At 37.3% G+C, this 17,818-nt stretch carries 9 protein-coding genes; 8 read left to right on the top strand and 1 reads right to left on the bottom strand.

Going from position 1 to position 17,818, the window contains the following annotated elements; translation table 11 throughout:
* The first annotated feature begins 739 nt into the window (after positions 1-739).
* Together LVD51_RS07275 and LVD51_RS07270 are read left to right on the top strand one after the other, a co-directional pair.
* Positions 740-3,952: a SusC/RagA family TonB-linked outer membrane protein gene (locus LVD51_RS07275; RefSeq protein WP_236970548.1), complete on the top strand. Its 3,213-nt coding sequence runs from the start codon at positions 740-742 to the stop codon at positions 3,950-3,952.
* A gap of 55 nt (positions 3,953-4,007) precedes the next feature.
* Complete coding sequence (locus LVD51_RS07270) at positions 4,008-6,011, top strand: RagB/SusD family nutrient uptake outer membrane protein (protein WP_236970547.1); 2,004 nt, start codon at positions 4,008-4,010, stop codon at positions 6,009-6,011.
* Between the two features lie 162 nt (positions 6,012-6,173).
* Here LVD51_RS07270 and LVD51_RS07265 read toward each other — a convergent pair whose 3' ends face one another.
* Positions 6,174-6,713 carry an RNA polymerase sigma factor gene (locus LVD51_RS07265; RefSeq protein ID WP_236970546.1) on the bottom strand — a complete coding sequence of 180 codons (540 nt, stop codon included), beginning with the start codon at positions 6,711-6,713 and terminating at the stop codon, positions 6,174-6,176.
* A gap of 224 nt (positions 6,714-6,937) precedes the next feature.
* Here LVD51_RS07265 and LVD51_RS07260 point away from each other — a divergent pair, with 224 nt between their 5' ends.
* The 6 genes from LVD51_RS07260 to LVD51_RS07235 all read left to right on the top strand — a co-directional run bounded on the left by LVD51_RS07260 (position 6,938) and on the right by LVD51_RS07235 (position 17,606).
* Complete coding sequence (locus LVD51_RS07260; RefSeq protein WP_236970545.1) at positions 6,938-7,876, top strand: FecR family protein; 939 nt, start codon at positions 6,938-6,940, stop codon at positions 7,874-7,876.
* A 27-nt stretch (positions 7,877-7,903) separates the two neighbouring features.
* The gene (locus tag LVD51_RS07255) at positions 7,904-11,449 is read left to right on the top strand and encodes a SusC/RagA family TonB-linked outer membrane protein (RefSeq protein ID WP_236970544.1); all 3,546 of its coding nucleotides are present in this window, start codon (positions 7,904-7,906) and stop codon (positions 11,447-11,449) included.
* A gap of 20 nt (positions 11,450-11,469) precedes the next feature.
* Complete coding sequence (locus LVD51_RS07250; RefSeq protein ID WP_236970543.1) at positions 11,470-13,239, top strand: RagB/SusD family nutrient uptake outer membrane protein; 1,770 nt, start codon at positions 11,470-11,472, stop codon at positions 13,237-13,239.
* A gap of 27 nt (positions 13,240-13,266) precedes the next feature.
* On the top strand, positions 13,267-14,946 hold the full coding sequence (locus LVD51_RS07245) for a family 10 glycosylhydrolase (RefSeq protein WP_236970542.1): 1,680 nt from the start codon (positions 13,267-13,269) through the stop codon (positions 14,944-14,946).
* A gap of 21 nt (positions 14,947-14,967) precedes the next feature.
* Positions 14,968-16,188, top strand: a complete 1,221-nt coding sequence (locus tag LVD51_RS07240; RefSeq protein ID WP_236970541.1) for an exo-alpha-sialidase — start codon at positions 14,968-14,970, stop codon at positions 16,186-16,188.
* A gap of 197 nt (positions 16,189-16,385) precedes the next feature.
* Positions 16,386-17,606, top strand: a complete 1,221-nt coding sequence (locus tag LVD51_RS07235; RefSeq protein WP_236970540.1) for a sialidase family protein — start codon at positions 16,386-16,388, stop codon at positions 17,604-17,606.
* The last annotated feature ends 212 nt before the right edge of the window (positions 17,607-17,818 follow it).

The raw sequence follows: 17,818 nt of genomic DNA, 5'->3' as shown, positions 1-17,818 counted from the left end.
TTGTATTGTTGTTGTGAACAATGTGAAATAAAAGTTAAAATAGTATTAGTTTTGATTTGGATAGTATTTATTGTTTTGATTGATTTGTTTTTTTCAGGTTTTTGATCTTTATTCTGGATTTTCCTCAAATTATTTAGTTGGTTATCGGCATTTACTAGTGTTTCCGTGGCTTGTGGTTTTGTTTTGTTGGATTATGAATTATAATTTGGTGTATGTGTGTAGTTTTTTGATAATGTAGTCCTTATTTTAAATGTTTGTAAAAAACAAACATATCTAGAAATTACTTTCGAATTCATTAATAAATTACAAATTTTTATTTTCAAAAGTTAAGATTTTTTGATCTAATCTTAGTTTGATAGGAGTTGGGGGTAAAGTCTTAACATTTGTTTTTGTTGTATTGGTTTTTTATTAACTATGTAATATGTTGGTAAACAGGTAATAGTATTATGTTGAATTGTTATTTTCAAGGTTTATTTCTATTTTTATAATTTTTATGAAAGCGCTTTAAAGTGGTAATTATAGCTCTTAAGCGACGTTAAGCCAATATTAATTTGGCTTTTTTGGCGTGTAAACCCATTACATTTATTTTCATTTTTTTGTTTCTTTCGATTAATGTGCTAATTTGGCATCTTATTAACTCAATATTAATAATTAGTTAAAAAGGGAATTAAAACTTCATTATTAGTAATTAACTTATCGCAAGGTCATATTTGATGATTGAGCGACAAAATGAAAGAACATGAAAAGAAACATTACACATTTTTTGGGTAGGGGAAAATTACTGCCTAAACAGGGTATGCTATTTTTAGCATTTTTAATGACTTCGCTGTGCTTTAATGCATCAGCGCAAAGTCCAGCCTCCATAACGGGTACCGTCTCAGACGCCGATGGAGAAGTGTTAATTGGTGTAAACGTTCAAGTGAAAGGAACAACCAATGGTGCATCAACTGATTTTGATGGAAAATACACATTGAATGATGTGCCAGACGAAGCAGTTTTGGTGTTTTCCTATATTGGTTTTCAAGATCAAGAAGTTGCTGTGAATGGTAAGAACACTGTAGATGTTACGCTATTAGATGATGCTCAGCTTTTAGACGAATTGGTCGTCGTAGGTTATGGTACGGCCAAGAAAAAAGATGTGACCGGTGCTATTGTCAATGTGCGCGCAGAAGATATTATCAAATTTCAGCCTTCCAATGTACAGGAGATGTTGCGATCTGCTGTTCCCGGTCTGAAAGTAGGTTATAGTACTTCAGCTAAAAATACTCCGGAATTTGAAATTAGAGGAGATAATACCATCAAATCAGACGATGCTACAGAGATTTCTGCCAATCGACCATTGATTGTATTAGATGGAGTGATCTTTAACGGAGATTTGGCTGAAATCAATGTCAATGACATTGCCAGTATAGATGTGTTGAAAGATGCCAGTGCAGCTTCAATTTATGGATCTCGTGCTTCCAATGGTGTCATCATGGTGACCACTAAAAAGGGTACTTCCTCAAAGCCAACCATCAGTGCGAGTGCAAAGGTAGGATTTGTAACCGGGGCCAAAAGGATAAATACCTTTAAGGCTGGAGATGAAGTTACATCTTGGTTGACAGATATGAATGAATCCATCAATAGCTTATCTCAAGATCCTTGGTCGAAATATGATCAATATGAAAAAGTGGATCCTCAGTATCAGAGTGCTTGGTTGGATGCCAATGGGATTCCTGGGGCTACCGATCCTACTACCATCACTAATGCATGGTTAGATGCTTTTGGTTTTGAGCAAAATGAAAAAGAAAATTATTTATTGGGTAGAGAATTCGACTGGCAAGATTGGTTGTTCCATACAGGGCTTAGACAGAACTATGACGTAAGTGTTTCGGGAAGAGCAGACAGAGTGTCCTATTACTGGTCAATGGGCTATGGCAATAGTGAGTCAGTGCAGGTAGGTGAAAGTTTTTCTACTGTAACGTCCAGATTAAACTTAGATGTCAAAGCGACAGATTTTCTTAACATTGGTATTAATGCCAATTTCGCTTATCAAGATGAGGGCAATGAGCCAATTGAGAGCGGTGGCTATCGTACAGCATCTCCCTATGATGCCCCTTGGGATAATATAGTGTATAATGACAATATTCCCACGACTGGAGATTTGCCAAATTTATATGAGAGACAGTATTTGAAAACTGCTGGTGCGGGATCAAATAGAGGTAATCCATTTTTAGATCCAGCTTATAAGACCAGAAAGTATGATCGATTTAAGATCTTTCCTACTATGTACGCTAAAGTAGCATTGCCTTTTAATATTAATTTCACTTCTAATTTCACAACTAGACTCGACTTTAGAGATCGATTGTATTATGAAGATAGTGCCAATCCCAACTGGGCCCATGGTGGATATGCGAGACGGCAAAATAATAAAACTTATGAGTGGCAGTCAGATAATATCTTAAACTGGAATTATGAATTTGGAGATCATCGATTAGATGTAACGGGTTTGGTTAATGCAGAGCGTAATCAGTTGTGGTATAACCAATCTGAGGCATCCAATTTTTCACCGACTGAAGCATTAGGTTATCATGGCTTGCCTTTTGGGTTGGTAGCAAAGGTTGATGCATCCGATGAAGTAATTACACGTAATGCTTTGATGGGGCGTATTAGTTATGGTTTTGCTAATAAATATAATTTATCCGCTTCTATGAGACGTGACGGTTATTCCCGTTTTGGATCCAATAGTAAATATGCAACATTCCCATCAATCTCAGGTGCTTGGACAATAACCAATGAAGAATTTATGTCAGGAGCTCCGGCATGGTTGTCCTTTGCCAAGTTGAGAGTGAGCTGGGGTGTAAATGGGAACAGTAGTGGTTTGGGATCTTATGCTTCCTATGCTACTTTATCAAATGATAAATACTTGAATTATAACAACGGTTATTATGTCGCTCCATATTTGTCGATCAATCGAATGGCCAATCCCACTTTGGCTTGGGAAAAGAACCAAGCATGGAATTTTGGTTTGGATTATGGAATAATAGGTGGTCGTGTTCGCGGCGCCATCGATGTGTACACTTCTACGACGACGGATATGTTGTTGGATAAAAAGTTGCCCATCGTTACTGGATTTAGCAGTATTACTACCAATGTGGGTAGCTTGAAAAACACAGGTGTGGATTTATCTATTAATACCATTAATATTGAAAACTCTGTGTTCTCATGGACGAGTAATCTGAATATGAGTTACAACAGCAATCAAATTGTATCCTTAACAGGTGAAAAAATAGAATTGTTAGATGAAAATGGAAATACTTACCTAGGTGAACCTGATGACATCGACAATGGATGGTTTATTGGGCGAAACAAAGATGTGATTTGGGATTTTGAGACCGATGGGGTGTACAAGATTGGTGAAGAAGATGAAGCCGCTCAGTTTGGATTATTCCCTGGAGATTTTAGAATCGTAGATCAAAACAATGATGGGGTACTTAACTCTAACGATAAGGTTTTTCAAGGCTTGAAAAAGAATCCTTGGTATTTGACTTTGACCAATAGTGCTCAGTATAAAGGCTTTGATCTTGGAGTGGTGTTATTGGCGAAATTGGGTTATAAAGGTGGAACAGATTTTCCGTTTAATAATAGACAGGAATATATCAAAAATCACAACTGGTTCAATATCCCTTATTGGACGCCGAATAATCAAGTGGACAATGCGGCGAGAATTAATTCTATAAAATTTGGAGAAGTCGATTATTATCTATCGAAATCCTATTTGAGAATTCAAAATATCTCTTTGGGTTATTCTGTTCCCACTCAAATACTCGATGCGATGAAGTTTGCTCGAAGTATACGTTTATCATTTACGGTGGAAAATGCTGGTGTAATGACAAATTGGATTTATGGAGATCCTGAATCGGAAAGAGAGATGCCTAGAGTCTTTTCTTTTAGCCTAAATATGTCCTTGTAATAAATTTAAAAATTGAAAAATGAGGATCATACTTAACAGAAAAATTAATATAAAAATGAAAAAAATAAAGAATATAACAAGGTTGGCACTTGCTTTTGTCCTAACAATAACCTTTTCTTGTAAAGACGAATTCTTGGAGCAAGCCCCATTGTCGACACTAAGTCCAGAAAATACATTTATTGATGCCACAGGTTTGCAAACCGCTTTGGATGCGGCCTTGAAGGGTGTATTTAATCAATGGAATGGAGATAATCGTGAGATTTTGTTCAATCACAATATGAGTGAAGCCACTGTGGTTAGTGCGACGGATAAACCAGATGCATTTGTGGATATGAGGACTTACGCCACACCGCAGAATTCTAGAAATAATGATGCCGCGCGTGCAAGGTCGTTTTATGAAGGCGATTATGTAAATATTAAGAGTTGTAATACCGTCATAGAATATATAGATATTCCAGATTGGGATGGAGGGGTTAATAATCCCGATAGAAATCACCTTTTGGGTAGTGCTTATTTCTTGAGAGCCTTTTTTTATATGCAGTTGACCATGCAATTTGGCAATGTAGCATTTCCATTAAATTTGATTGCTGAAGCCCGACAAGATTTTAAAGTTTTTCATATGCAAGGTATTTGGGATCAAATGATAGCTGATTTGGAATATGCTGTCCAACATGTGAAGCCTAAGAGTGAGCTGCCCATCGGTCAGGCGCCTAAAGATGCGGTGAAAATCTTATTGGCTAAGTATTATATGTTGAATGAGCGATTTGCCGATGCAGAAAGATTGATGGATGAAGTGATCAACGATCCAGAGTCTCGATTATTTACCGATGCCGATGTCAATGTAGATATCGTTAGAGTGGGAAACAATCTAAATCCATTTACAGGTGAGGAGTTGGACGGATTTGACTGTAATCAACCAGCTGATGCGATTAATTTATTGCATATGGATGCTGGTGCTCAAAAGACGAGTAACCCAGAAGGTATCTGGTTGATGGTCAATGAGCCATTTATCGATGGTAGTCAAGGGAGATCAGCTTCTTTGCGTGCATGGGGGCCGAATTTTGTAAGTACCAACAAAGGGGTCAAAGCACCACCAGCTGGTACGGTAACTGGTATGGATATTGCTCAAAATGAGAGATCTAAGCAAATGCATAAATGGGGGCGTGGTCAAGGCTTTGCTCGTCCGACCAATTATTCACAGTTTGAAATATGGAAGTTTAAAGGTGAAAATGATACCCAGGATTATCGTCACAAACGAGGAAACTGGTTTGATATGGATATGTTGATCTATGACAATCCCGATCTTCAAGGTACGGAATGGTATGGAAAACCTGCGAGATTGTATGAAGATGGTGTATTGTTGTGTGAAGATTCCATCCGTTGCTGGTATGGTTATCCTATGTATAAGTTTTATGCAGAAAATCTGGAAGACCAAGTCAAAAGACAGGATGGAGGTAAGAGAGATATCTATATTTTGAGAGAAGCAGAGGCTTATTTGTTGAGAGCAGAGGCTAGATTTTGGCAAGGGAATAGCGCTGGTGCAGCCGACGATATCAATGTGATTCGACAGCGTGCCAATGCCATCCATATGTACACAGCCGGGGATGTTCAAGCAGAAGGTATAGGTGCTATATTAGATGAAAGATGTCGTGAATTATATGGAGAGGAATATCGTCATGATGAATTGGTTCGTATATCTATTATTTTTGCTAAAACAGGTAAAACGGCCTATAACGGCAATACTTATAGCTGGGATGGTCAGGATATGGAAAAATCATTGTCTCAAAATAATTTCTATTATGATAGACAAATGGAAAGAAATAATTTCTATAAAAATAATGTTCCTTGGTCTACTTACCCTGAAACGAAATATACTTTAGATAAATACCATATTTTCTGGCCGGTATATGAGCCTTACTTAATAGGTAATGTAGGTAATATATTGAATCAAACTACAGGATATGATGGATCTGAGCGAAATGTAGAGCCTTTGGTTCACGTGGTGCAAACCCCTGGATTGCCCAATGTAGATCCTATGGATGCTATAGGAGCTAGATAGTGTTGTTATACAAAAACTTGATTTTTAATATTGAAGCATACTGTTCGCAAGAGCAGTATGCTTTTTTTCTTATTCACCTTCATATGAGGAGATTTCCCAAAGGGGGGAGGCTAAATCCTATATAAATTTAGAAATGTCGATTAGACTGATGACTTTAGATTACTATAGTAGACTGGAGAGAAAAATAAGTATGGCTGGGTAAAGTTTATTCTCAAGCATATGAGTTCTTATTTTTTTTAGGGCAGAGACCATATGGTTTTTAACGGTAGATCTCGAAAGGTGGAGTTGTTCAGCAATTTCGTTGTACGAAAATCCATCGTTGCGATTGAGAGAAAATATAATTTTTTGTTGGTCGGTTAATATTTGATTGATTTCGTTGAGTAAGATATTTTTGTCGTGTTGTAAAAATGGAAATTCCTGTATCGTCCTTTCCTTTTCCATATTGTTCCAAAATTCTTCTTGAACCCTTTTGTCAACAGCGACCTTACGCCAATAGTCGATAACCATATTTCTGGCTATAGAGAAGAGGTAGGAGGCAGGTTGGTCTATGTCGAGAGCAGTCTTATTAGATACATAGATTTTCAAATAAATATCTTGTAATAAATCCTCAGCTAAATCGTGACTTTTAACATGTACCTTTAGGTATACAAGCATTGCATCCCTGTGCTCAATAAACAATTTTTCTAAAGTATCGATTTGCATTCTATTTCTAATAAGTTCGTTTGGTTAATTTTAACGTATTGGTTAATTAAAGACTAATATAAGGGAATAATTTTATTTGTAGGATGAATTGATTGATTCGTCTATTTCTTTTATGGAATAAATAAATTTTTAAAAAATAATTTCGATTCTATTAGACCTAGTACCCTATTTATTCCGTCCTATATAATATAAGGCAGTTTGATTATTTAAAATTTGAGAATACATTGAAAGAAAATACTGAGTTTTTGAGGTTGTATGAGAAATTAAAGCGCAATGCTTTGAATCCCTCCGAATACCAGCTATTCTTGGAGTATATCAAAGATGTCAATAATGCAGAGGAAGTACAAAAGGTGTTAGACGCTGAATCGCTGCAGTACCTATCACAGAATAAAAAGAAGAATAAAAAGGACAAAGGATTAAATGGCCAAGTAAAAATGGCTTGGTTAATGAAGGCTGCAGCTGTATTGTTATTGGTTGTAGGGCTGGTCGGTATAATGAGTTATTTTTCCGATTTGGCCGGGTCTAATCTTGTTTATACAACCGGAAATGGAGAGACATTGGATATATTGTTGCCAGATAGCAGTCGTGTTACTTTGAATGCCAATTCTAGTTTAGTTTGGAATGAGTCAGAATCAATCATGAGAGAGGTGTCTCTTCAAGGAGAAGCTTATTTTGAAATCCTTCATATGAAGGATAATCGTCCTTTTATTGTTTCAACTGAGGCATCTAAGATTACGGTTTTAGGAACTTCATTTAATGTTAATAGCAGGGATGAAGCGGATAAGATTTATTTGGCTGAGGGATCTATTCAATTAGAGCGGCCAGAGAATATATCTAATGACAAAATATTGATGAAACCAGGTGAAGCTGCGGTGGTTTACAAAGACAATGAAAATATAGAAATAAGCCATTCAAAAATCATTGAGAATGAAGTAGCATGGAAGAAGGGGTTGTTAAGGTTTTCAGATGTCCAATTGTCCACTATTGTTGAACGACTGGAAGAAATATATGGCAAGGAGATACGAGTTACTAATCCGTCAGCATTGGATAAAGAAATGGAGTTTACCCTGCCATATGCCAATTGGAAAGTAACCAGTATGGCATTAGCATTAGCAGTTAATTTAGAGTTAATAGAAAATAAGGGTTTCGTTGAATTAAAATAATATTTCAAGAACAAAATACATTCAATTATGACAACAGGAATACTCCAAAGAGTATCCATATGGCGGGTACTACTATGTCTCATGGTTTTTGGTACGCACCTAGATGCATCCAAAGCAGAAGACATTGACATTGAAAAGATAGAGCTAAAGGAAGCTCTGCAAAAACTTACAGACAAATACGATGTCTATTTCACCTATGATAAGTCGTTGGTGAAAAACGTGAAGGTGAACTATGAAGAAATAGGACAGTCGGTGTCCGAGGAACTTTCGTTGTTGTTGGCAGGAACCGACTTGCATTTCAAGATCTTTGAATCTAGATTTGTGATTATATATAAGCTGGACAAGCAAGGTATTTCATCTTTGCGCTCTATGGTAGAGCATTTTAGTGAGATCATTGCCAAAGATGATTCTCGAACCAATTTTAAACCGACTCCAACCATTCCCCTGCGTGAGGCATGGAAACCTGAACCTAGGGAGTTAACAGGATTGGTCCTGTCTGTCAGTGGTCAAGTCGTCGATCAATCTGGCGAGCCTTTAATTGGTGTAAACGTTATGGTCAAAGGAACCTCCATTGGTGGATCTACTGATTTCGATGGGAAATACACCCTTAATGATGTTAATGAAAATGCCACCTTGGTGTTCTCATACATCGGATATCAGACCATTGAGATCCCTGTAGATGGACGACAAGTAGTAACTGTAACCATGCTTTCCGATTCTGAACTGTTGGATGAAATAGTTGTAGTAGGATATGGTAGTCAGAAGAAGGCAAATTTGACAGGAGCTGTAGGTGTCGCTTCTAGTGAACGATTGGAAAATAGAACGATAACCTCTTTAGGTCAAGGTCTTCAGGGAGTTATACCAGGATTAAATATTACCTATGCCAATGGGGATCCAAATGAGGGGGCTGATTTTAATATTCGTGGATTTGAATCTATTAATGGAGGTTCCCCTTTGATATTGGTAGATGGAGTACCTATGGATGCAGAAAGGATTAATCCTAATGATGTGCAATCTGTAAGTGTGTTAAAGGATGCTTCTTCGGCAGCTATTTATGGTGCAAGAGCTGCCTTCGGTGTGATCTTGATCGAAACCAAAAAAGGAGAGAAAGGAAAAAATAATATTAATTTTTCTACTCAATATACATCCAATAAGGCTATTTTCCCTGGTTACGAACCTGTAGCAGGGGGAGGGACTGCCCGACAAATTCAAAATGAAGCCTACAAAACTACAGTGGGTAGAAGTTTGTTTCCCGATGAAGTGGTGAATGCTGCCTTGGCTTATGAAAACATGGAAAACCCTAGTCCAGAAGATGCATGGCTGTATCATGAAGGTTTCTTGTATCCATTAGAGAATAGCTATATGAAGGACTTGGTGTTGAGGGATTATGCACCTCAAAAACAAATGGACTTTAGTATTAACGGGGCAAATGAGAAAGCAAGTTACTATGTGTCTTTGGGTTTGGTGGACAAGGAAGGATTTTTTAATGTTGGCAACGAACAATACAATCGATACAATGCCCTTACCAAGACCAATTTTCAAGTTACTGATTGGCTTTCCTTGGATAATCGAATATCCTTTAGTGCTGTAAAAAATGACAATCCACATGAATACCACAGTCAGTGGTATCGTCAGTCAATTGCTAGGCACTTTTACTTTCCTCATACCTTTCCTGATTTGTCTTATTACAAAGAACCTGGAGATAGAGATCAATATGAACACTTGATTGGTATGGGACTTGATAATAGGAATCCCACCCCTTATTTAGAGAATGGTGGTCGTGACATCAGTACCGATAACGATATTTGGTTGACTCAGGGAGTTACTGTGACTCCTTTGAAAGGATTGAAATTAATAGGAGATTTCTCCTATCGATACTATTGGAACGACTTTGAGAATGTTGCATCAAAAGTCGATGTGCTTCGAGGTTCTAATGGTTTTGAATTAAGTGATAATATTATTTACAATGGAATAAGTGCCAATGATTATATTGAAGTAGGTTCTAGTAAAAACACCTACTACGTGCTCAACACCTATGCAGAATATACTTGGGATAAATGGAGTGATCATATGTTCAAAGGAGTAGTTGGTTTTAACCAAGAATACGGGAGTAATCATTCCGTGGTTACCAGAGCTACCCAATTATTGGCTCCTAACATAGCTTCTTTGTCTGCAGCGACTGGATTAAGAACCAATTCGGATTCCAAAAATGAGATCATGCTTCGTGGTGTTTTTTATCGTTTTAATTATAATTATAAAGAAAAATATCTTTTTGAGGCCAACGGTAGGTACGATGGAACTTCACGATTCCCTAGTGAAAAAAGATTTGGATTTTTCCCTTCCTTTTCTGCGGCCTGGAGAATCACTCAGGAACCCTTTATGGCAGGTACCAGGAATTGGTTAGACAATTTGAAAATTCGAGCTTCCTATGGGGAATTGGGCAATCAAGCGGTTGGATCTTATTATCCTTATATATCTTCCATGGCCTCAGGCACCTCTAATTTCCTTTTAGGTGGGGGAGGAAATCTGACCAATATTATATCTCCTGGAGGCTTGGTTAGTAATTCATTGACATGGGAGTCGGTAACCAGTAGAAATGTGGGAATTGACTTTAGTGTGTTTAATACCAAATTTGATTTTAGCTTAGATTACTTTATACGAGAAACCAAAGATATGTTGATGCAACGGGAATATCCCGGAACTTTGGGTGCCACTTCTCCCAATGAAAATGCAGCAGATTTACGCAACAATGGATGGGAAGTATCCGTAACCTATAATGAAAAAATAGGTGAAGATTTACAATTTAGGTTCAATGTTGCTCTGTCAGATTATACCACAGAAATCACTAAATACGATAATCCAACAGGAGCCATAGATAACTATTATGTAGGGAAGAAAGTAGGAGAAATCTGGGGATATGAAACAGTGGGCTTATATCAAACCCAATCTGATTTAGATAATTCTGCTGATCAATCCAGACTGGGAGCGAATTGGAAACTAGGAGATGTGCAATATGCTGACCTTAATGGCGATGGTGTGATCTCAAGTGGTGATAATGTCTTGGAAAATACTGGCGATTTAGTTCGAATTGGAAACTCTACGCCTAGGTATTCTTTTGGTTTAAATCCAAGCGTGAAATATAAGAACTTTTCATTAAATGTATTCTTTCAAGGAATTCTTAAGAAAGATTGGTATCCGTCACGTGGTAATTTTATTCGATTCTTTCCTTTCAAAACCCTGTCAATGGAACAATGGTGGCTTGATGATTCATGGTCTGAGGACAATAGAGATGCTTATTTCCCTGGAGTGCAATTTGCTTATTCTGATAATAAGAACACTTATTCTCAAACTAGATATCTGCAAAATGCAGCCTATATCCGATTAAAAAACTTGACCTTAGGCTATGACATTCCAATCAGCTTTCTCAGCTCGGCACACGTGTACGTAAACGGGGCTAATTTGTGGGAGGCAACGGGTATGTACAAAACCTTAGATCCTGAATATTCTACGGACTTAATACCGGATTATATGTTTCAACGATCCTATACTGTGGGATTAAGAATCACTTTTTAATCTCAAAAAACAAGAATAACATGAAAAATATAGTTTTAAAATATATTGCGATATTTATTTTTTTCGCAACGAGTTGTAATGATGATGCCTTGGATCGATTTCCATTGACCAGTGTCTCTAACGAGACCTTTTGGAATTCAGAAAATGATCTCATCGTTTACAATAATAATTTTTACAATTTTGCCAAATCAAATGCCATGCGCTTGTTGAATGGCAATCACGAGGGAGCCAATAGAAATGGTCAGTATTCTTTAGATGGTATGACGGATAATGATGTTAGATCTCTTTCCTTTAATCCCAATCATGTAATCATCAGATCTGGTCAGATCACTTCGGAAAACAATCCGATTTCATTTGGTTGGAACAACACTTGTTTTTCGTTTGTACGATCTATCAACATAGGATTGGCCAATTATGATAAAGCGGATATTCCACAGCAAACCATCGATCAATACAAAGGCGAAGCTAGACTGTTTAGAGCTTGGGTTGTCGCTGATAAAGTGTCTCTATATGGCGATTATCCTTGGATAGAAGAAGAATTGAATATTACTTCAGAAGAACTATTCGATTCGAGGACTCCCCGAGAAGAAGTCATGGCCAAAGTGTTAGAAGATCTCAATTTTGCTACTTCAAATTTGCCGGACGACTGGGGAGATGGAGGTGCACCTGGAAGGCTCAATCGATGGGCAGCCTTGTTGATTAAATCCAGAATATGTCTTTTTGAAGGGACTTGGAGAAAATACCATGGTGGAAGTAATGCCGAAATGTGGTTAACGGAGGCGGCTAATGCAGCCAATGAAGTTATTGAAAACGGACCTTATCAATTGTATTCTACAGGAGATCCTTTACATGACTACAATGCTATTTTCCAGAAATCGAATTTAGAGGGAGTGGATGAAGTTATGTATTGGAGACGTTATGAGCAAGGTGTCGTTGCCAATTCTTGGCAGATTTATTATTACGTATCTAATGCAACCAAGAATATGGTAGAGGATTATTTATGTATTGATGGACAGCCTATTACGATGTCAGATCTTTATCAAGGTGATAGTGACTTCGAAAAAGTGTTTGAGAATAGAGATCCTAGACTTAGACAGACAGTACTTCACCCAGATGATGTTGATTATTATAATTATGCAGGATTGGGAGGAACTGATGCACAAATACCAAATTTACTTGGTATGACAGGGGACTGGGTTTCTTTAACGGGTTATCATCAAGTGAAACATGTCAATCAGGAACAGAATGTATTTTTCCACGATGGATATACGCCTTGTGTGGTACTTAGGTACGGAGAAGTTTTGATGAATTATGCTGAAGCCAAAGCTGAACTTGGAACCATATCCCAAGCAGATTTGGATAAAAGTATCAATCTGCTAAGAGACAGAGTCGGTATGCCTCACATGGATCTTGCCAATATTCCCGTGGATCCTAGATATGTAGATGATGGTGTCTCTCCTCTAATCGTAGAGATCAGAAGAGAGCGCAGAGTGGAATTGTTTGCGGAAGGATTCAGATTTGACGATATCCGTCGATGGAAGCAAGGACAGAAAATGCAGAAAATCGATTATGGTATTCGATGGGATGAAGCCAATCGAACTAAAATTGATCCAGGCAATACAACCCAACTAGACTATGCCGTTGAGCCAGAATCTGGTATTGAATACATTATACCTAATAAAGGTAGTGATTTTGAAAATCCAGTTTTTGAAGAAAAACATTATTTATGGCCTATACCAGTGAGTGCTAGATCTCAGAATCCTAATTTAGGTCAAAATCCAGGTTGGTAAAATAGAATGATCATTTAATATAATATTATGAGATATGTAGATTTATTGTTGGTTTGGAGGAATTATATAGCCATGTATGGTTTATTTGGACTCACTTGTTTGATGTCTTGTACAAGTGCCGATAAAAACAATAGATCTACAATATCTGATATAGAAGCTTATCGAGAACAAAGGGATGAAAAACTCAATCAGCCTAGACCACTTATTCATAATAATGATGGTTGCGATGTGATATATTTTCCAACAAAAGAATTGTATACTGCTGAAAATTATTTGGATAAAAGAACAGACGGTCTGATCGGTACAGATGTAACTACCATTTCCTTTTGTCCTACAGCTTCTGGTTTTGGTAATTTTACCTATAATACCAAAGTTGGAGAAGTGTTTTCCAAAAATGGTTTTGATTATGGTATCCATGAAGACTCTAGGAATTTAACAGCGGAAATGATCGCCAAGGGAACAGATCCTCTGGAAATTAATTCAAATTTTGCCGATTTACATGATTTTGAATTTTTCTTTTCCAATAGAATGAATGATACCCATGATGCGAGTCATCGAAAAGATAAACCCTATTTATTGTGGACTGAATTCAAAGAAAATAATCCAGAATATTTATTTGGAAAAATAGGTGAGAGATTGCCGAATGGTAGATGGAGTTCACTGAATTTCGATCACAAAGAAGTTAGAGATTTATGCGTTCAATTCTTTAAAGAAGTTTGCGATAATTATCCTGTGGATGGAGTTGAACTTGACTTCTTAAGACATTTTGAATTATTCGAGTCTGTTGGCCGTGGAGGAGTTGCTTCCCAAAAACAACTGGATTTATTAACTGAAATGGTTCGGGAAATAAGAACGGTTACAGAAGAAGCCGGGATGAAACGAGGTCGCCCCATTTTGGTGTTGATTCGTGTACCCACTTCTGCTGAATATGCCAAAAAAGCTGGGGCTGATTATCAAAGATGGATAGATGAAGAACTGGTTGATATTGTGGTTGGATCCTGTTATTTTAGATTGGAATATTGGGAGGATTTCGCTCGTTTGGGAGATGATAAGAAAGTCAAAATATACGCGGGTTTAAGTGAATCGAGAGTATTGGATGAACATCCATTGCTAAAAAGACAACAAAATGCAGTCTTTAGAGCACGCGCTGCAGCAGCATGGGAAGCTGGCATAGATGGAATCTATTCTTTCAATGAATACAATACTCGGGTGAAATACCTGTCCCAAATTGGGACGCCAAGTAAACTTCAGAATACAAACAATTTGTACTTCGTAACCTATAGAGATTACACTGCGGACAGATATCTGAAGGGAGGGAATGACTTTTTCAAACTGCCTATTTTATCACCGAGTAAAGGAAAGTATAAGGATTTAAATCAGCAAAAAATGGAGCTGAACATAGAATTGGGAGACGAATCTACTCAGTCCGTGACATATGCTATAGTTTATACTGAAAACGCCGATCCCAACAAATTGGAGATAGCAATAAACGGCAATTCCATAGAATTTGTCAAATCATCTACTGATGGGATTTCCTTGTATAAAGTAAATCAAGCCGACTTGAAAGCAGGTAAAAACAATATTGAACTACAGTATACGGGTGCAGCTAACCGAGATGCAAAAATAAGAGATCTAGCTCTGTTTTTCTGTAGAGATACAGAAGATTTGGAAATGAGATCATTGATACAGTTCTGTCAAGGGGATTAGGACGATCTCAAAATATTAAATATGAAATTTTTTATTTACTCAATTCTTATACTGGTTACGATTCTTCAGTGTAAGTCCCCTGACACTTCAGAGAGTGGAGGATCTGATATGGTGCTCGAATACTCAATTGATATAGATACGCTTATACAAGGCCATACGGATTCCTCAACTTGGTTCTACCCATCAGTGGGCGTAATCCCCAATAATCAACCTATTTTTGTTTTTGCCATTCAAGAATGGTTTAAAGGTCGATCCGATGTTTTTAGTCCGGTCGTATCGAGTTATAGTTTGGATAAAGGTCAAAGCTGGACCGAATTAGAAGATCCCCAAAGTGCATTTACTTATAGGAGTGAGAGTGATAATATAGATGTTGGCATTTGTAATTTTACCCTAAAATGGCATAAGAAAACCAAGTCCTTATTGGGTACTGCCCATACGGTTCGGTACCGTGAAAAATCTTTGGTATCGGGACTGCGATCTACCATTTGGGCGACTTATGATGAAACAACCATGAGCTGGAATAAATGGAAATCCTTGGAGATGCCAAATGATCCTAAGTTTTATGATTCGGGCGCTTGTGCGGATCAACGAGTAGATTTACCTAATGGAGATGTTTTACTCCCCATTTACTATAGGGCGAAAGGAGTGGATCGATACACTAGTTCGGTAATACGATGTTCTTATGACGGTGAAGATTTAGTATTTAAGGAAATTGGAAACGCTCTTGATTTGAATATTCGACGAGGATTCTTTGAGCCTTCTATTGCGTTTTACAAAGGCAAATATTATTTAACTATTCGCAATGATGAAAATGGCTATGTGGCTGTTAGCGAAGATGGATTGAATTTTTCTGAACCAGTGATTTGGCACTTTGATAACGGAAAAGAAATAGGTACTTACAATACTCAGCAACATTGGATTGTTCACTCTGATGGTTTGTATTTGGTATACACGAGACGTGGGGCTGATAATGATCATGTGATTAGGCATCGAGCTCCCTTATTTATTGCCGAAGTCGATGTAGAAAAGATGGTGTTGAAGAAGGAGACTGAAAAGATCGTTATTCCAAATCGAGGAGCTTTATTGGGAAATTTTTCAATTGCCAATATTAATGAAAATGAAACTTGGGTTACTGCTGCTGAACTAATGATGGGTAAAGGCGAGGAAAAGTATGGAGCTGAGGGAAATGTTTATGCCGCAAAAATCCTATGGAATAAACCCAATAAAGATTGGATGAATTAGCAATGTGGATGACATTTGTTAATATTGTTACATCCAAAGAGGATAGATAGTTGAGAGACCATTTATGTAAGCTTACATTTATTACTAGACATCATTCGCCAATGAAGATTGGGGTTTTGAAATCTGAATATACATTCCGTTATGAATAGTAATGTGTTCAATATTTTGATTCTATTATAAGTGAAAATAAAAGAGGTATGAAATTGAAAATCTATTATGTTTTCTTTTTATTAATATTATTTCAGTGTAATTCTTCCGAAAACAAGGAGGGGGAGTCGAAGGATTTAAGTTTGGATTATTCAATCGATATAGATACTCTTTTACAAGGTCATACAGATTCTACGACATGGTTTTATCCTTCTGTAGGTGTGATTCCAGGGAAGGAGCCGAAATATGTATTGGCTATTCAAGAATGGTTAAAAGGGAGATCTGATGTTTTTAAATCAGTAGTATCGAGCTATAGTTTGGATAAAGGTCAAAGTTGGACAGAATTAGAGGATCCCCAAAATGCATTTATATATAGAAGTGAACCAGGTAATTTGGATGTTGGAATTTGCAATTTCACACTAAAATGGCACGAGAAGACACAAAGTTTATTGGGTACCGCTCATACTGTTCGCTATAGAGACAAGACATTGGTTAGTGGATTGCGATCTACTATTTATGCCACTTATGATGAGGAAACGATGAGTTGGAATAAATGGAAATCAGTGGAAATGCCACCAGAGCCTCAATTTTATGATTCAGGTGCTTGCGCAGATCAACGAGTGGATTTACCTAATGGTGATGTTTTACTCCCCATATACTACAGAGCGAAAGGTGTGGATCGATATACTACATCAGTGATTAGATGTTCTTATGATGGAGAGAACTTAGAATTTAAAGAGATTGGTAATGCATTGGATTTGCCTATTCGTCGGGGATATTTTGAACCCTCTCTTGCTGAGTTTAAAGGAAAATACTATTTGACTATCCGGAATGACGAAAATGGTTATGTGACGGTAAGCGATGATGGATTGAATTTTACAGAACCCAAAGTTTGGTCTTTTGACAACGGAGAAGAAATAGGTACCTACAATACACAACAACATTGGATTATTCATTCAGATGGTTTGTATTTGGTCTATACAAGACGAGGCGCCGATAATGACCATGTTTTTCGCCATCGAGCTCCGTTGTTTATGGCGGAAGTAGATGTAGATAAAATGGTTTTAAAGAAAAGTACAGAAAAAGTTGTTGCTCCCAATAGAGGTGCTAGATTAGGGAATTTTGCGATTACCAATATCAGTGAAAACGAAACTTGGATTACCGCTGCAGAGTTGATGATGGGCAAGGGAGAGGAAGCGTATGGAGCAGAAGGCAATGTGTTCGCTTCAAGAATTCTTTGGAATAAACCCAACAAGGATTGGTTGAAATAGCCTAGTGGGTTGTAAACAAAGTACATTTAATATTAATAGTAAACGTTCGATTTATAAATGTAGAGACACAAGATTTTGCGACTTTTAATACCACCCATTGAGACCCAAGGTGTTGGGTGTCCCAATATGTTTAAATGAGATTTAAAACGGCGCCACCCAGAGCGCAGTGCTCATCAACCGGAGCACACTGGCTTCGACTTCCTAAATACAAT

The sequence above is a fragment of the Membranihabitans marinus genome (assembly GCF_021729155.1).
In the GTDB taxonomy this organism is placed as follows: Bacteria; Bacteroidota; Bacteroidia; order Chitinophagales; family Saprospiraceae; genus Membranihabitans; species Membranihabitans marinus.
This window is presented reverse-complemented; position numbering and strand designations above follow the sequence as displayed.